We start from the raw sequence: 15,395 nt of genomic DNA, 5'->3' as shown, positions 1-15,395 counted from the left end.
CGGCAACGGGATGCCGTGCGGGTGCGGGGGTTGCCGTCGAGACGCTGGGCTTGTCCGGCGCACAGGAGGCTATCGGCACAAGCACGGAGGCAAGGCAGAGCCACCCTGCCAGGCGCCTACCCATCATGCCCTCCCCCAGAAGCGCCGAGGCTCTTCCTGAGTTCATGGTTGCCTGTGAGAACGTTCTGTTGCGCTTCGCCAAAATCGGAGGGCACTCCGGAATGGCCCTCTATCCAGTCCGCGAAGGCATCGTATTCCTGTCGGTTCATGAGGTGCGGAGCTTTGACCCGCGGTGGATCGCCGACCACAAAAACTTGCTTGTCCAGGGCGTCACGCCGATAGTATTCGTGGGCCACAGCGGATGATTCGAGCATTTGTTTCAATAGCTGTTCGACGGTTTTCTCGTTCGTCGAGATGTCGCCGAATGCCTTGGCCGTCTTCCCGCCGCCGTGTCCGGCCTGTTCTACCAGCCAGTTTCCGGCCTTCGCGTAGCCGTCCTTGACGAAGTTCTCGTAGATGGTGTCAGCCGCCTTGAGCCCCACTTTGCCCACCTGTCCGGCGAAGGGAATGGGGACGAGGCCGATGCCCTCCTCGACCATTTTCCGGAAGGCGGCGTCCGCGGCGTCGGCCTCCTTGCCCCGGCCGACCAGCGCCAGCTTGCGTGCCTCGAGCAGGTGTCCCAGCGCCTTGGAGTCATTCGTGATCACGTTTTGCAGGAAAGTGTTGTCGTGCGCCGCGATCGCCTGGTCGATCCTGCCCCGCATGTGTGCGATCTGCCCGAAGAGCAGGGCCTGATACCCCTTCTCATCGGCGGCCACATCGAGCAGGACAAGATCGATGTCCGGCGGGCTGAATTCGGCGATCGGCCGCCCGTCGACGATGCCCGTAAACTCCCCGTCCTTCGCCCGCGCGTAGTTCTTGTAGTACGAGCTGACGATGTCACCGGTGTGCTCCGCGAGGATACGGCCCATGTTGTCGCGGATGCCGGAGAGCCGATCAAGCTCCGACGGGTTCTTGATCTCGAGCTCTCCGGCGTCGTTGAACGACACATGCGGCTTGACCTCGTCGGCGAGTATTTGCGTGGCCATGACCGCCAGCCGCTTGGAGTCGGCGTCGGCGCCCTTCATCGCCGCCTCCATGGCATCCCCCAGCGATTCGCCGCGATCGCCCATCTCCCACTGCGACCGGCGGTCGCTCATCAGGTACTTCAGCAAGTCCTTGTTGTCGAGCAGCGCCTGCGCGCGCTCTCGCGACGTGCTCGCAACGGTCATCAACGCGGCGATCGGATCGGCGGCGCCGATGATGTCGGAATCCTGGAACGGCCGCGTGTCGATGGGCGCGGGCAGGTTGTAGACGTCGGTGTCCTTCGGCAGGAACCGTACGCGATGCTCTTTCAGGTAGTCGCGGTCCCACTGGATCATGTCCTGGCCGATGGTCCTCATGAACCACTCGCTGTACGCCTCTTTCGGCGCCGCCGCGAGGATCTGGCCGAGCGACCAATATCCAGGGTTCGTCAGCCCGCCCATGTCAGGAGCCGGGATCTCCGTGCGCCCTTGCCGCTTCAGCTCCTCCATGAACTTCCGGTTGAGATGCGCGTTCTTTGTCGGGTCGGTGGCTGCGGCGAGGGCCTTGCTCAGCATGGACAGCACGTCGCGATTCTGCCGCCGGATGGCCGCCGCCGAATCGCGATCGGCGTCGAGCGCCTTGCGTACCCGCGTTCCCATGGTGGCGGGAAGCGCCAAGAGACCCTGCGGGCCGAGTTGTTCGATGAGGGCGGTGGCGAACTGCGGGTCGGACAGTCGCCCCTTGAAGGCGGCGAGCTTTTCCAGCGCGCCCGCATCCCCGCGCGCGGCGGCTGCGAACAGTGGGGCCGCCTGCGCCGCCTCGGCACGTACCCTGGCCGGGATTATCCTCGACTCGTCGATCTGCGCCATCCCGGCAGGGACGACCGCACCGGCGAGCGGGTTGCCGAACACGTCCACGTCGACTTTCTCGGCCTCGTACGCGAGATCGCGCCGCCGGTAGAGGTCGGGGGCCTGCTCGGTCAGCCACTGCCCGATCCGGCCGATCGCCGCCACTCCCGGGTGGGTGAGCTCGACCTCGTTCAGAATCGCCCGGAGCTGCGCCGCGCATTCGGTCAGACCTTTTCCGGCATTTTGCACGCCGGAGCCGAGCTGGTGCATTTCTCTGGGGTCGATCGAGGAGAAAGTCATTCGTCTCTCGGCCCCATCACGGTCTGGTCGGAGATCGTTTCGTGGAGATGGTCGATGACCCCGCGAAGTCCGCGCCACAACTCCGCACGCTGCTGCGCCAGGTCACCGCCGAATCTATCGGCGACCGGCCCCGTCCACGTCCGCCCGCTCGACATTTGCGACAGTGGCTGGTCCAGTGTGTGCCAGTGCTGGTCAGACAATTCCTGCGCACGGCGCAGCGCGTTCATCAACTCGGCACGAGTAGTCATGAAGACCTCCCACCGAAGTGGTACGCAAGCCGTGCCACCGAAGTCTCAAATTCGTTCCGATTCACTTTGCCACGCCGCCATTCCCGACGTCATGCCGCCGAACGAAAACGGTATTCCTGTCAGCCGAGCGCGCCGATATCCGCGACCAGAGCCGGCTCGGCACCCTGCGCATCAACCCAAGTCATGGCAGGCCCCTTTTCGGATCGGGGGGAGTTGGGTAGGTGCCTCGGCCCGGCACCGTGTACACCAGCCTCTGGTCGCGGAGAAGCGTCAGTGCTCGCCGTACGGTGCCCTTGGCCACGTCGTATTGCTGCGCGAGTTGCGTTTCGGACGGCAGCGGCACGTTCTGCTCGAAGTCGCCGGCTCGGACCCTCGCGGCCAGGTCGTCAGCGATCGTCTGGAATCTCCACCCTGACCTTGCCTGGCGCGACGCGCTCTCTGGCCCAACATATGAGCCCTCGCCCCTGATCGTGTAGATGATGCCCGCGTCGCGTAGCTCTCGGATCGCACGCCGGGCTGTGATCCGCGCGACGCCGAACTCGCTCACGAGGTCAGCCTCGGACGGTACGAGCGCACCCGGCTGGAGCGCGCCGTCGTCGATCCGCTTGCGCAGCACATCGGCGAGTTGGTTGTAGAGCGGCACGGGTCCACGAGGGTTGAGCACGTCGGAATCGTAGTTGTACCGATACATGCCACCATCGGCGACTACATCCCTTGCTAGGACTAGTCGTTGTCTTAGATGGATTAGAACAAGCTAGGTACTGACTGGAACGAGCGTTGTTACTGTGGCTATGACGTTCAATGCCACGCGAACTGATGCCGGAGGTCCGGCCCATGGCAGGTTCAACCACAGATCTACGATTCGAACCCTTGGCGGCTGAGATCCATGCCGTGCTCGAGAAGCATGGATACCGGCTACCTCCGGGCGGTGATCACATCCGCGAACTCGTCATGGCCCGTGTCGACCTCGCACTCAAGAACCTCGTCGAGATCTTCGAAGGAAGGGTGTGGTGACATGGCGCGCGAGATTCCGACTTCCACGGCCCGCACGCCGCACCGCCCCAGCCGGGCCACCTGATAGCGGCCTGGTACCAACCAGACCGCCGGGCTTTGCGCATCCGCGTCGTCTCGTGGACGTGCGAATGCCGGCCGACGACGTACGAGCTGTGCGCCGCCGCCGGTCAGGCTTTCGTCCGCCGTACCGACCGCGACAAGCGAACCGTCCACGAAACCTCGTGGACATTGACCGCTGCCGCCAGGCGCACCTTCGAGCAGATTCTGCGCGGCGAGGCCCGGTGATCGCCGCAACTTTTAATATCACGCCTATTTTTGAAAGAAGTCGGGGTAGGGTGGAGCTATGGTTGTGCAGGATGAGCAGGCTCGGCTCGTAGTCGAGGATCTGGCTGACCTCATGTCCCTCGCGCAGGGGCGAACCGCCGATCGGGCTCTTCACGCGGCGATCCGGCGCATGGCTCAACGGCACGACCGTGGGCCGCAGCCGAGCGCTGTACGGTTGTCCACGGCGGCCTCAGTTCTCGGCGTGACAGTTCCCACTGTTCGCTCGTGGATGAGTCACGGAGTGCTCGAAGCGGTTCCTGGCGAGGGTGTCGCTCGTGTGACGGCGACCTCACTGGCCCGGGTCGTGGTTGTCCTTCGCGAGATCGGCGAGGACGATCCTGGACGCAGACTCGCCAAGGTGATCGCTGCGCTCCGTGACCGGGACCTGCTGCAACAGGCACAGGAAACGCTGGCGGGGAGCCCCGACTTCGTGGAGTACGACGAGGGCGATCTGGAGAGGTTGCTCCGTTGATGAGCCGCGCGCGCCGTTCCGGCGAGTCCCCCCGTGCAGCCCGTTTCCGCATCATCGTGGCCAAACAGGTCGATGCCACCGTCCGCGACACCGGGACGTCACGAAGGGTGAGGCAGGCGTTTGTCGCCGTCCACCGCGAAACGGCCGAGCGCGGGTGTGCCGCTGCCCACTACCGACTCTCGGGTCCGGGATACTGGCCCCGATTCTGCGTCGTTCAGCTTCCCGAGAGCTGGCGGTTGGTGATGAGTTTCCCAGAGATCGACACCGTCGCCTTCCTGGTCCTGGACAAACATGACAACCGCACCGACCCGTACACCTTCCTTGAAAATGCCTTCAACCTGCCCGATCGGTCAGGCCACGGTGCGGGTCGCGGCCAAGCCAAGCCTGCTTGCTGCAGCGACGTGAACAGTCCGCCTCTTGCCGACGATGCTGAACTTATGAGTGCGATCGATGAGATCGTGCGGAGCCGTCGGTGAAACTGCTTGCCTGGGTCTCGTCCGTTTTGCGGGCGAAAGTAAAGGTGGTCGATGAGCGCCTCGGGTGACTGGCGCCATCGCCTTGAGCGCGATCAGGATGGCGAGACCGGCGAGCAGGACGACACCGGCGGTGAAGCCGGGCAAGATACTGCCTGATCCAGCAGGCAGGGTGGGCATCAGTCGGCCCACCGCCTTGTCGGTCAAGGGGTGGGCCCGATGGCGCCGAAGGCGCGTGGGGTGCGCCGAAGGCGCTTAGGAAGGGCAGCCCGAGCGGAGCGAGGTCCTTTGGCTCGGGGTGGGTGTCAGCAGGCCCACCACCCAGATGGGCAACGGGTGGGGGAGCCAGGCCCGCCTACACCGTGGCGTGGCTGCCGCGGACCAGGCGGCCGACCTCGGCGCGTAGGTGGACGAAGTCCGGGTGTTCGCGGGTCGTGATCTGGTCGCGCGGCCCGGGCAGTTCGACCTTGAGGTCGCCGACCACGTGGGCCGGGGCCTTGGACAGGACCACCACGCGGTCGCCCACGTAGACGCTCTCGTCGATGTCGTGCGTGATGAGCACGATCGTCATCTGGTGGTGGCCGCGTACCTTGAGAACGAGGTCCTCCAGGTCCTCGCGGGTCTGCGCGTCGACCGAGCCGAAGGGCTCGTCCATGAGCATCAGGGCCGGACGGTAGGCCAGCGCCCGCGCGATCGCCACCCGCTGCTGCATGCCCCCCGACAGCTGGAACGGGTATTTGCGCTCCGCGCCCGCCAGGCCGACCGACTCCAAGGCCTCCTGGGCGGCCTCGCGGCGCTGGCGCTTGTCCATGTTCTTACGGCGCAGCGGCAGCGCCACGTTGTCGGCCACCGACATCCACGGGAACAGGGAGCGGCTGTAGTCCTGGAAGACCACGGCGAGGTTGTCCGGCGTCTGGCGTACGAGGTTGCCCTCGACCTTGATCTGGCCGCCCGTCGGCGTGAGCAGCCCGGCGATCGAACGCAGCAGGGTCGACTTGCCCGCCCCGGAGGGGCCGACGATGCACAGCAGTTCACCCGCGGCGACGCTCAGGTTGAGGCCCTCGATGGCGTGGTGCGCGTTGGGGGTACCGCCGCCGTAGACGTGGGAGAGGTTGTCTATCTCGAGCAATGGAGTTCCTCAGGGGCGAGACCATGGACAACTCGGAGCCGGAAATACTCTATCCGAGCCGGAATCGGCATACTTGTAAACGCGTGTGATCTTACTCTTACGTGCTGGAAAGTTGCTGGGCGGCGTGGTGCCAGGCCAGCACCCGTCGTTCGACGACCAGGAAGAGCTCGTTGAGGGCGTAGCCCAGCACTCCGAGCAGCACGATCCCGCCCCACATGGCGGGCAGGTCGAAGGTCTGGTACGCGGCGGTGAGCTGGAACCCGATGCCGTTCACGGTGCCCGGCAGCAGCTCGGAGAAGACCATGACGATCAAGGAGAGCGACAGCGCGAGCCGCAGCCCCGCGAACATCTTGGGCAGCGCCGACGGCAGGATCACCCGGAACAGCCGCTCGGCCCTCGACAGCCGGAACGCCTGGGCGGTCTGCAGGAGCAGCGGTTCGACCGAGCGGGCGCCGTCGGCGGTGTTGAGCAGTACCGGCCAGACGATGCTGAAGACGATGAACGTCAGCTGCATCCGCAGCCCGAACCCGAACACCACCACGAAGACCGTGACCAGCGCGGGCGGCGGGATGGCCCGCAGGAACTGCAGCACCCCGTCGAGGTAGTCGTACGCCCGCGCGGACAGCCCCAGCGCGAGCCCGAGCACGACTCCGGCCAGCGCGCCCCCCGCGAACCCGGCGGCCATCCGGCCCAGGCTCGGCAGGATGTTCCCGATGGCGTCCTCGGTCAGGAACAGCGTGCCCGGCGGGCCCGAGAACCACATCGCGTGCATCCTGACCACGATCGTGCTGGGTGGGGGGAAGAACGTGCTGCCCGCCAGCCGCGTGGCCACCTCCCAGGCGAGGATCAGCCCGACCAGCACCAGCGACCGGAACGCCGCCCCGCGCATGCCCCTGGTCCTCATGCCGTCTCTCCCAGACGCGCGTGGTGCCAGCGGAACGCCCGCTGTTCGGCGGCCACGAGCAGCGCGTTCACCAGCACCCCGAACAGCCCGACCCAGAACACCGCGGCCAGGATGTCGGTCATCCGCGCGGGTACGGCGATGCCGGCGAAGAAGATGAACACGCCGATGCCCTCGCCCCGCCCGGCCACGATCTCGGTGCTGACGATCAGGATGAGCGCCACTCCCGCGGCCAGCCGGAACCCGGTGGTGATGAAGGGCGCCGACGACGGCAGCGACACGCGCAGCAGCACCGCCAGGGGCCCGAAGCCGTACGACCGCAGCGACTCCTTGGCGAGCGGGTCGACGCCGCGCAGGCCGTACATCGTGTTGTAGAGGATCGGCCACAACGAGGCGTAGACCGCGAGCGTGACGCGTACCTGCAGGCCCGTGCCGATCAGGAGGGACACCAGGGGGATCAGCGCCACCGACGGGATCGGCCGCAGGAACTCCACGACCGAGCGCGTGGCGGCGTCGACGATCGGCACGCTGCCGAGCAGCAGCCCGAGCGGCACCGCGATCACCGCCGCGAGGCCGAGGCCGATCGCCCAGGCGAGCAGGCTCGTCAGGGCGTGGGCGCGGAAGGCCGGGTCGGCCATCAGCGTCGCAGCCCGCCCGAGTATCGCCGTCGCGGGCGGCAGGGTCTCCGGATCCACCAGCCCGGTCCGGCTGAGCAGCTCGATCAGGGCGGCGAAGGCGAGGGCTCCGCCCGCCCGGCGTGACCAGCGTGTCGCGGCGGACGCCGGGCGGGCGGGGGCCAGGGTCTGAGTGCTCACCCGGACGTGGTGGGCGACATCAGCGACTTGACGTCGATCGCCTTCGTGAGCCACTTGGCCTCCAGCATCCAGTCGGCCACCCGCTGGAGGCGGACCGGGTTGTCGTTGCTGGAGAAGTACGGGAACGTGACGGTGGCCGCGGTGGCCGCGTCGATCTGGGTGAAGTTCGGCAGCACCTTGGCCACCACTTCGCGGTTGTTCTCCATGAGCTTGGCCGCGTTGTGGATGGCTCGCTGGAAGGCGGCCGCCGTCTTCGGGTTCTTGTCGTACCAGTCCTGCGTGCTGACGTACCCGGAGATCGGGAACTCGGCGGCCGGACCCGACGCCGGGTCGAGGATCTTGCGGGCGCCCATCGCGGACGTGGCCGCCGTGACCATGGGCTCGCCCAGGTACGCGGCGTCGATCTGCCCGCCCTTCCACGAGGGCATGATGTTCTGGAACGTCACCTGGACGTACTTGATCTTGGACGGGTCGACGTTGTTGGCCTTGAGCACCTGCGTCAGCGCCAGCTCCTGGAAGTTGTGCAGGACGTTCACGTTGATCGTCTTGCCTTCGAGGTCCTTGGCGGTCTTGATGGGGGAGTTCGGCAGGGCCATGATGCTCAGCGAGTCGGGGGCCGCGCGAGAGCCCTCGGCCAGGATGCGCAGCTTCAGCGCCTGCTTGTCGTGCGCCTGGAACATCGACACGTAGTTGCCGAACATCGCGTCGATCTCGCCCTTGACCAGCATGGGGATGGCCTCCGGTGCGGCCTGGACCACTTGCGGGGTGACCTCCAGCCCTTCCTTCTCGAAGAGCTTCTGGTCGATGGCGACGTAGATGGCGGCACTGTCGATGGCGGGCAGGGTGGCGACCTTGATCTTCGTCTTCTCCAGGCCGCCGGCGGATGCGGACGGTGCCGCGCTGGGTGTCGTGGAGCCGCCCGTGCTGCACGCAACGGCGCCGAGTGTCAAAGCTAACCCGATGATGGCGGCCCTGGCGGGACGGCCAAGCCTCATGTCAGGGACTCCCTTCAGATGGAGCCAGGCGGGGGGACCGGGTGGCTTCTGCTCCCGGGGGCTGTGTGCCTGACGCACAACAGGGATAGACCGTAACACCAAATCCGTAGTCATTATCGCGAAAACGACGCCTGTGGTTGCAATGTCGGGTTCTCGTTCTATCGTGAAAATTTGATGACCGGTAAGAGATCGGTGTTTGTCCGGTTTGTGAAAGGAGGGGATTGGCGGGACGACTGTTACTGATGAGGCCAGTCAGTCGAATATTCCACGAGTCCCGAGGAGGCTCGCTGGGCACCCTTCCGTTGCCTGTTTCACCAGTTAGAGGGCAGCCTTACCGATTCTGCCGAAATATTTGGACAATCGGGGATAAACGCCTCAATGGGGCACTAGTAGTGGTTGGCCCGCGCCAACTGCTGTGCTCAAATGACGCCTATCTAGACGTAGATATTGCCCCACGTGCATTTACCTGCATGGTCACCGAGAATTCCCCTCCAGGGGCGAGAGGTTGCGAAGGCAAGTGAGAACGCAGAGCGCTGAAGCTTCCGCCGACCGCGAGCCGCACGGGCATCAGAAGCGACGGCTGCCCAACCCTCCTTCACGCAGGTTCGGGCTGGGCAACTGGCACGTGCGATCGCGCCTTGTCGCGCTGATCGTCGTCCCCACGGCCGTGGCCGTGGCTCTGGGCGGACTGAACGTGTTCACCTCGCTCAGGGACGCCAACACCTATCAGACCCTCAGAGAGGTGGCCGAGCTCAGCGAGCAGCTCGGCGCCGTCACCCATGAGCTGTCCTTCGAACGCGACCAGACCGCTCTCTACATCGCCCAGGGCCGCCCGGGCAATCGAGAGGCCCAGCTCCGTACGACCTACAGCGGTGTGAACAACCTCATCGACGAGGCCAAACGGCGAGCGCGGGCGCTCACGGACACCCACGCCGACGCCGTACGACCCGTGCTCCGGCGACTGGACGAGATCCCGACGCTGCGGGAGACGGCCGTCAAGGGGAAGATCCAGCCCCTCCCGATGATCCAGAAGTACTCGCAGATCATCGCGGCCCTGCTCCAGTTCCACGACCAGGTCGGCCAGGTGGCGGTGGACGACGAGGTCTCGCACAGCGCCAGCGCGATGGCCGCCATCGCCCGGGGCAAGGAGCAGGCCTCCAAACAGCGCGGCGTCCTGGCCAGCGCGCTGGACAAGAAGGGCTTCGACAGCGGCGAGCTCGACGCGCTCACCGACGCCAAGTCGCGTGAGGAGAGCGAGGAGACGCTGTTCGCGACCCTGGCCACCCTCGACCAGCTCGAGCTCTACCGCAACACGGTCGTGGGCAGGGACGTCGACCAGACCGACCTGTTCAGGCTGCGGGCCATGGCGCAGTCCGCCGAGGGCAAGGAGCTGAGCATCGGTGTACGGCCGGACAAGGACGTCTCCACCTGGTTCGAGGTCAGCACCGGCAAGATCGACGCGCTGCGCAGCGTGGAGAAGGACCTGTCCTCCTCCGTCATCCTGCGCGCCCGTGCCCTGGAGGAAGCCGCCAACCGCTCGGCCCTGATCTCCGGCGGCCTCATCCTGCTCCTGATGATCGTGGTCACCGCGATCATCTCGCTCATCGCCCGCTCGCTCATCAGGCCGCTGCGCAAGCTGCGCGGCGAGGCCCTCGACATCGCCGGCCACCGCCTGCCGGAGACCGTGCAGCAGCTGCGCGAGAGCGGCGAGGGCGCGGCCGGCCCCGTCATCCCCATCGGCGTGGACACGCACGACGAGATCGGCGAGGTCGCGCGGGCGTTCGACGAGGTGCACCGTGAGGCGGTCCGGCTGGCGGGTGAGGAGGCCCGCCTGCGGAGCAACGTCAACGCGATGTTCGTGAACCTGTCCCGCCGAAGCCAGACGCTGGTGGAACGCCAGATCACCCTGATCGACGGGCTGGAGCAGGGCGAGCAGGACGAACTGCGGCTCGGCAACCTGTTCAAGCTGGACCACCTGGCCACCCGCATGCGGCGTAACAGCGAGAACCTGCTGGTCCTCGCGGGCCAGGACCCGCCGCGCCGCTGGAGCCAGCCGGTCAAGCTGGTGGACGTGGCCCGTGCCTCCCTCTCGGAGGTGGAGAACTACGAGCGGGTGGTGCTCCAGGTTCCGGACGGCGTCTCGGTGGCCGGTCAGGCCGTCAACGACGTCATCCACCTGCTGGCCGAGCTCGTCGAGAACGCCCTGTCGTTCTCGCCGCGCGAGACCAGGGTGACCGTCTCCGGCAGCCGGATCGACGGCGGCGGCGTGATGCTGTCGATCACCGACGCCGGCATCGGCATGACCCAGGAGGAGCTGGTCCAGGCCAACGACCGCCTCACGGACGCGCCGAGCGTGGACGTGTCGGTGTCGCGCCGCATGGGCCTGTTCGTGGTCGCGCGCCTGGCGCACCGGCATGGCATCCGGGTGCAGCTGCGCCCGCACGCCTCGGGCGGCCTGACCGCGATGGTGCTCATCCCGGAGAACATGCTCGGCTCCCAGGCCCCCAACTTCTCCGGCATGCCGTCCTTCTCGGGCAACCAGCCTCCGGCCCTCGCGGGCTCGGCCGCCGGCGGCCCGGGCGAGCAGCCGTACTCGGGGCCGCACCCCGCCCCTCCGGCCACGGACTGGCCGCAGCCGCCGCCCACGTACCAGATGGGCCCCGGCCAGATGGGGCCCGGCCAGATGGGGCCCGGCCAGATGGGGCCCGGCCACCCGTCATTCCCGTCGCACCCGGAGATGAGCGGCAACTGGCCGCCGACGCAGCAGTGGCAGCCGGACGCGAACGCGTGGCCGTCGGAGCCGCGCATCGGCAGCGGCTACGACAGCTCCGACGTGTGGACCCCACCCCGCAGCCCGTCCTGGAACGGCGACCGCGCACTGCCCAGACGACCCGTCCCCGAGCCCCCGCCGGGCGGCTGGGGCCGCGACACCATGCCGCCGCAGCGGCCGGGGTTCGACTTCCCCGAGACCGAGTCGGCCAACCCGGGCTCCATCCCGGCCGCACCGCCCGCCTCGGCGGGAGACGACTACTTACCCATCTTCGCCGCGGTGGAGTCGGCCTGGTTCGGCCGCGACAGCGGGGCGAGCTGGGGTTCGAGCAAGGCGGACGAAGGATGGAGCGCGGCGGAGGCAGTGGTGGAACCGGTACGTGACGGCCAGACGGCGGCGGGGCTGCCGAAGCGGGTGCCCAAGGCCAACCTGGTGCCCGGCTCGGCCGACACCTCGACCCCGAAGGGCGTGACACCGATGCCGTCGGTGTCGCCGGACCGTATACGCAACCGGCTCTCGAGCTTCCAGCAGGGCTTCCGGGCGGCGCGTGACGACATCACCGAGGGCAGGGCGTTCCCCTCTGGCCCCAGGAACAATGACAGGGAGGAGGGAGCATGAGTGAGCGAAGCGAGCGATCAATTAGACACAGCCGATTGTCGCTCATGCGACCGACGGAGGAGGGCGCATGAGCGATCTGAGCCATGCGGCACGTGGTGTCGACTGGCTGATCACGGACTTCGTCAGCACGGTGCCTGGCGTCGCGCACGCGGTGGTCGTCTCGTCCGACGGGCTGCCACTGGCGGCCTCGTCGGGCTTTCCGGCTGACCGGGCTGACCAGCTGGCCGCCATCGCGTCGGGTCTGGTGAGCCTGACGCAGGGTGCGGCCAGGGTGTTCGAGGGCGGTGCGGTCAATCAGACGATCGTGGAGATGCAGCGTGGGCTGATGCTGATCATGTCGGTCAGTGACGGTTCGTGCCTGGCGGTGCTGGCGGCTCCGGACTGTGACATGGGTCTGGTGGCGTATCAGATGACGCTGATGGTTGATCGCGCCGGTCAGGTGCTGACCCCGGCTGTGCGCGCAGAGTTGCGTGCCAGCCAGACCAGGTGATGTAGGTGTCAGACCCGAGATGGAACAGCGGCGGTTGGGCGCCCCCGCCTGTGCCCCAGTCCCAGCCGCAGCTGAATCCCGACCCCGCGTCGCCCGTCCGTCCTTACGCCGTGACAGGTGGACGGACGGCGCCGCGGGTAAAACTGGCGATGGAGGCCCTGGTGTCCTCGGCGACCGCCGAGCACCGGGAGTTCTCGCACATCACGCCGGAGTACCAGGCGATCAGTCAACTGTGCCGGCAGGTGCGGTCCGTGGCAGAGGTGTCGGCCCTGCTGCGGATCCCCCTCGGCGTGGTGCGCGTGCTGATCGCTGACATGGCTGCCGAAGGTCTCGTCCGTGTGCATCAGCCACAGCTGGACGAGGGCAGGCCGGACGTCAATCTGCTCGAAAGGGTGCTCAGTGGACTTCGCAGGCTCTAGCCCCGGTCTCACCTCGACGAAGATCGTGGTGGCTGGAGGTTTCGGGGTGGGGAAGACGACCTTCGTCGGCGCGGTGTCGGAGATCATGCCGTTGACCACGGAGGCCGTCATGACCGACGCCTCCGTGGGGATCGACGATCTGGGCATGACGCCGCTGAAGTCGACCACCACCGTCGCCATGGACTTCGGCCGGGTCTCCCTGGACCGTGACCTGATCCTCTACCTGTTCGGGACTCCCGGGCAGCACCGGTTCTGGTTCATGTGGGACGACCTGGTACGCGGCGCCATCGGCGCGGTCGTGCTCGTGGACACGCGCCGGCTTTCCGACAGTTTTCCGGCGATCGACTACTTCGAGGAGGCCCAGCTGCCGTTCGTGGTGGGCGTCAACGGCTGGGACGGTGAGTATCCGCACAGCGACGCCGAGGTACGCGACGCCCTGACGCTGGCGCCGCACATCCCGCTGGTGCGGCTCGACGCCAGGTCCAAGGACTCGGTCAAGGTCGCGCTGATCAACCTGGTCGAACACGCGCTCTCGGTCCGCATGGCCGTACCAGGCTGGGGTGGTTAGCTCCACTTTCGCGCCGCTTTCGCCCGCGTGGGCGCGTTGACAGCCGCGGCCCTCTCCTGATCACAATGGCTCCCGCCGAGCATCGCAGGAGCATCATGTCCCGTGGCCGCACCACATGAACGTGAGGAACCCGATCACCGGGCAGGCCGACAGGCTGCTCGCCCCTGTGCCGCCCGACCGGCTCGCCGCCCTGGCGGCCGGTCTGCGCGAAAGGCAGCGGAGCTGGCTGGAGGCCGACCGCGGCGAGGTCCTCTCCAGGTTCGCCGCCGCGCTGGCCGCCGACGAGGAGCTGCTCGCCGCGCTGGTGGCCGACACCGGCAGGGTGGGGGAGTCGGTCCTGGAGCGGCAGATCGTCGCCGGTCTCATCGATCGGTGGGTACGCCAGGCGCCCGCCCTCCTCGCACCCCCGGCCGAGACCCCCGCCTCCCTGCCCGGCGTCTTCGTGGGCGGCGACGTGGTTCCGTACGAGCTGGTCGGGGTGATCAGCCCGTGGAACTTCCCGCTGCTGCTGGGCCTCATCGACGCCGTGCCCGCGCTGGCCGCGGGATGCGCGGTGCTGGTCAAGCCGAGCGAGGTGACCCCCAGGTTCATCGAGCCGCTGATGCGGCTGATCCCGGACGGGCTGCCGCTGGAGATCGTCGAGGGCGACGGCGATACCGGCGCGGCCCTGGTGGATCTGGTGGACGCCGTGGTCTTCACCGGGAGCGTGGAGACAGGACAGGTGGTCGCCGAGGCGGCCGCCCGCGCGTTCGTGCCCGCGTTCCTGGAGCTGGGCGGCAAGGACCCGGCGATCGTGCTGGCCGGGGCCGACCTGGAGCGGGCGGCGTCGGCCGTCCTGTGGGGCGGCACCGCCAACGCCGGGCAGTCGTGCCAGTCGATCGAGCGCGTCTACGTGGCCCGCGAGGTCCACGACGAGTTCCTGGCGCTGCTGGTGGAGCGGGCCGCCAAGGTGGGCCTGACCTGCGAGGGCGGCCCGATCGGGCCGATCATCGGCCCGGGCCAGGAGGACGTCATCGCCGCGCACCTGGCCGACGCCGTCTTCAAGGGCGCGACCGTGCACACAGGAGGCCGGATCGAGCGGCACGGCGGCGGCCACTGGTGCCGCCCGACCGTGCTGTCCGGCGTCGACCACGGCATGCTGGTGATGACGGAGGAGACGTTCGGACCGGTGCTGCCGGTCATGGCCGTGGACGGGCCCGACGAGGCGGTCGCGATGGCCAACGACTCGGTCTACGGGCTGTCGGCAGCGGTCTTCGCCGCCACGGAGGAGCAGGCCATGGCGGTGGCGGCGCGGCTGAGGGCCGGCGCGATCAGCGTCAACGACGCCTCGCTGACCGCGCTCGTGCACGAGGGCGAGAAGCACTCCTTCCGCCTGTCGGGGCTCGGCGGCTCGCGGATGGGCGCCGCCTCCATCCGCCGGTTCGTACGCCGCAGGGCCTTCCTGGTCAACCGTTCCGACGCCGCCGACCCCTGGTGGCACACGACGAAGGAGTAGCCGCGGATGGGACTTCGCGCGGACATGCCGCTGCTGGCCCGCCACGAGGGCGAGTGGGAGGGCGAGTACCTCCACCTCGACCGAGAGGGAAACCCGATCGACCGGCACCGCGTCCAGATGACCTGCGCGATCCTGGACGACACCGTCTACCACCAGACCAACCGCTACATCTGGGACGACGGGCGCACCGAGGTGCACGAGTTCCCGGGCACGTACCTGGGCGGCGGGCGCTGCGGGTTCGACACCGAGCGGATCAAGGGTGAGTTCTGGGAGCTGGACGGCAGCACCATCTACCTCAGCTGGCAGTACAAGGCCGAGGACGAGGACCTGCGCCTCTACGAGATGATCGTGCTCAGCGAGGACGGCAAGTCCCGCAACCGCGTCTGGCAGTGGATCAAGGACGGCGTGTGCGTGAAGCGCACCCTGATCAACGAGCGCCGCGTGAGCTGAC

General features: G+C 67.6%; 17 protein-coding genes. 10 read left to right on the top strand and 7 right to left on the bottom strand.

The window, feature by feature from the left end; translation table 11 throughout:
- Window positions 1-116: 116 nt before the first annotated feature.
- The 3 genes from ACWEPL_RS05850 to ACWEPL_RS05840 form a co-directional block, all read right to left on the bottom strand.
- Window positions 117-2,213 (bottom strand): hypothetical protein, encoded by a 2,097-nt coding sequence (locus tag ACWEPL_RS05850; protein WP_452435330.1) that lies wholly within the window; start codon window positions 2,211-2,213, stop codon window positions 117-119.
- The gene (locus ACWEPL_RS05845) at window positions 2,210-2,461 is read right to left on the bottom strand and encodes a hypothetical protein (RefSeq protein WP_449900295.1); all 252 of its coding nucleotides are present in this window, start codon (window positions 2,459-2,461) and stop codon (window positions 2,210-2,212) included. The genes ACWEPL_RS05850 and ACWEPL_RS05845 overlap by 4 nt, the downstream gene beginning before the upstream one ends.
- A gap of 181 nt (window positions 2,462-2,642) precedes the next feature.
- Window positions 2,643-3,104 (bottom strand): GntR family transcriptional regulator, encoded by a 462-nt coding sequence (locus ACWEPL_RS05840; protein WP_452435329.1) that lies wholly within the window; start codon window positions 3,102-3,104, stop codon window positions 2,643-2,645.
- A 248-nt stretch (window positions 3,105-3,352) separates the two neighbouring features.
- On the opposite strand from ACWEPL_RS05840, the gene ACWEPL_RS05835 reads away from it, so the two are divergent.
- From ACWEPL_RS05835 to ACWEPL_RS05820, 4 genes are all read left to right on the top strand, one after another.
- Window positions 3,353-3,475, top strand: a complete 123-nt coding sequence (locus ACWEPL_RS05835) for a hypothetical protein (RefSeq protein WP_449949814.1) — start codon at window positions 3,353-3,355, stop codon at window positions 3,473-3,475.
- Window positions 3,476-3,571: 96 nt separating this feature from the next.
- Entirely contained in the window at window positions 3,572-3,760 is a 189-nt protein-coding gene (locus tag ACWEPL_RS05830) for a hypothetical protein (RefSeq protein ID WP_452435328.1), read from the top strand.
- A 316-nt stretch (window positions 3,761-4,076) separates the two neighbouring features.
- The gene (locus ACWEPL_RS05825; protein ID WP_452435327.1) at window positions 4,077-4,271 is read left to right on the top strand and encodes a hypothetical protein; all 195 of its coding nucleotides are present in this window, start codon (window positions 4,077-4,079) and stop codon (window positions 4,269-4,271) included.
- Window positions 4,271-4,747 (top strand): hypothetical protein, encoded by a 477-nt coding sequence (locus tag ACWEPL_RS05820; protein ID WP_452435326.1) that lies wholly within the window; start codon window positions 4,271-4,273, stop codon window positions 4,745-4,747. The genes ACWEPL_RS05825 and ACWEPL_RS05820 overlap by 1 nt, the downstream gene beginning before the upstream one ends.
- A gap of 352 nt (window positions 4,748-5,099) precedes the next feature.
- Here the strand turns inward: ACWEPL_RS05820 and ACWEPL_RS05815 are convergent, their stop codons facing one another.
- From ACWEPL_RS05815 to ACWEPL_RS05800, 4 genes are all read right to left on the bottom strand, one after another.
- Window positions 5,100-5,873 (bottom strand): ABC transporter ATP-binding protein, encoded by a 774-nt coding sequence (locus ACWEPL_RS05815; RefSeq protein ID WP_319718892.1) that lies wholly within the window; start codon window positions 5,871-5,873, stop codon window positions 5,100-5,102.
- Window positions 5,874-5,970: 97 nt separating this feature from the next.
- On the bottom strand, window positions 5,971-6,777 hold the full coding sequence (locus ACWEPL_RS05810) for an ABC transporter permease (protein ID WP_363962916.1): 807 nt from the start codon (window positions 6,775-6,777) through the stop codon (window positions 5,971-5,973).
- Window positions 6,774-7,589: an ABC transporter permease gene (locus ACWEPL_RS05805; protein WP_452435325.1), complete on the bottom strand. Its 816-nt coding sequence runs from the start codon at window positions 7,587-7,589 to the stop codon at window positions 6,774-6,776. Before ACWEPL_RS05805 ends, ACWEPL_RS05810 begins: the two co-directional genes overlap by 4 nt.
- Entirely contained in the window at window positions 7,586-8,584 is a 999-nt protein-coding gene (locus ACWEPL_RS05800; RefSeq protein WP_350730298.1) for an ABC transporter substrate-binding protein, read from the bottom strand. Before ACWEPL_RS05800 ends, ACWEPL_RS05805 begins: the two co-directional genes overlap by 4 nt.
- A 625-nt stretch (window positions 8,585-9,209) precedes the next feature.
- On the opposite strand from ACWEPL_RS05800, the gene ACWEPL_RS05795 reads away from it, so the two are divergent.
- From ACWEPL_RS05795 to ACWEPL_RS05770, 6 genes are all read left to right on the top strand, one after another.
- On the top strand, window positions 9,210-11,972 hold the full coding sequence (locus ACWEPL_RS05795; protein ID WP_452435324.1) for a nitrate- and nitrite sensing domain-containing protein: 2,763 nt from the start codon (window positions 9,210-9,212) through the stop codon (window positions 11,970-11,972).
- Between the two features lie 67 nt (window positions 11,973-12,039).
- Window positions 12,040-12,462 carry a roadblock/LC7 domain-containing protein gene (locus ACWEPL_RS05790; protein ID WP_350730302.1) on the top strand — a complete coding sequence of 141 codons (423 nt, stop codon included), beginning with the start codon at window positions 12,040-12,042 and terminating at the stop codon, window positions 12,460-12,462.
- Between the two features lie 50 nt (window positions 12,463-12,512).
- Window positions 12,513-12,881, top strand: a complete 369-nt coding sequence (locus ACWEPL_RS05785; protein WP_192790731.1) for a DUF742 domain-containing protein — start codon at window positions 12,513-12,515, stop codon at window positions 12,879-12,881.
- Complete coding sequence (locus ACWEPL_RS05780) at window positions 12,862-13,449, top strand: GTP-binding protein (protein ID WP_350730304.1); 588 nt, start codon at window positions 12,862-12,864, stop codon at window positions 13,447-13,449. The genes ACWEPL_RS05785 and ACWEPL_RS05780 overlap by 20 nt, the downstream gene beginning before the upstream one ends.
- 121 nt (window positions 13,450-13,570) lie before the next feature.
- On the top strand, window positions 13,571-14,944 hold the full coding sequence (locus tag ACWEPL_RS05775) for an aldehyde dehydrogenase family protein (protein ID WP_363962920.1): 1,374 nt from the start codon (window positions 13,571-13,573) through the stop codon (window positions 14,942-14,944).
- 6 nt (window positions 14,945-14,950) lie between these two features.
- A complete protein-coding gene (locus ACWEPL_RS05770) occupies window positions 14,951-15,394 on the top strand; it encodes a hypothetical protein (protein ID WP_449900273.1) in 444 nt (147 codons plus the stop codon).
- The last annotated feature ends 1 nt before the right edge of the window (window position 15,395 follow it).

Source organism: Nonomuraea sp. NPDC004186, from assembly GCF_053603495.1.
This window is presented reverse-complemented; position numbering and strand designations above follow the sequence as displayed.

Excerpts from the sequence above, each read along its gene's own strand:
- ACWEPL_RS05850 (WP_452435330.1), bottom strand. The coding sequence starts at position 2,213 with ATGACTTTCTCCTCGATCGACCCCAGAGAAATGCACCAGCTCGGCTCC.
- ACWEPL_RS05845 (WP_449900295.1), bottom strand. The coding sequence starts at position 2,461 with ATGACTACTCGTGCCGAGTTGATGAACGCGCTGCGCCGTGCGCAGGAA.
- ACWEPL_RS05820 (WP_452435326.1), top strand. The coding sequence starts at position 4,271 with ATGAGCCGCGCGCGCCGTTCCGGCGAGTCCCCCCGTGCAGCCCGTTTC.
- ACWEPL_RS05810 (WP_363962916.1), bottom strand. The coding sequence starts at position 6,777 with ATGAGGACCAGGGGCATGCGCGGGGCGGCGTTCCGGTCGCTGGTGCTG.
- ACWEPL_RS05800 (WP_350730298.1), bottom strand. The coding sequence starts at position 8,584 with ATGAGGCTTGGCCGTCCCGCCAGGGCCGCCATCATCGGGTTAGCTTTG.
- ACWEPL_RS05790 (WP_350730302.1), top strand. The coding sequence starts at position 12,040 with ATGAGCGATCTGAGCCATGCGGCACGTGGTGTCGACTGGCTGATCACG.
- ACWEPL_RS05770 (WP_449900273.1), top strand. The coding sequence starts at position 14,951 with ATGGGACTTCGCGCGGACATGCCGCTGCTGGCCCGCCACGAGGGCGAG.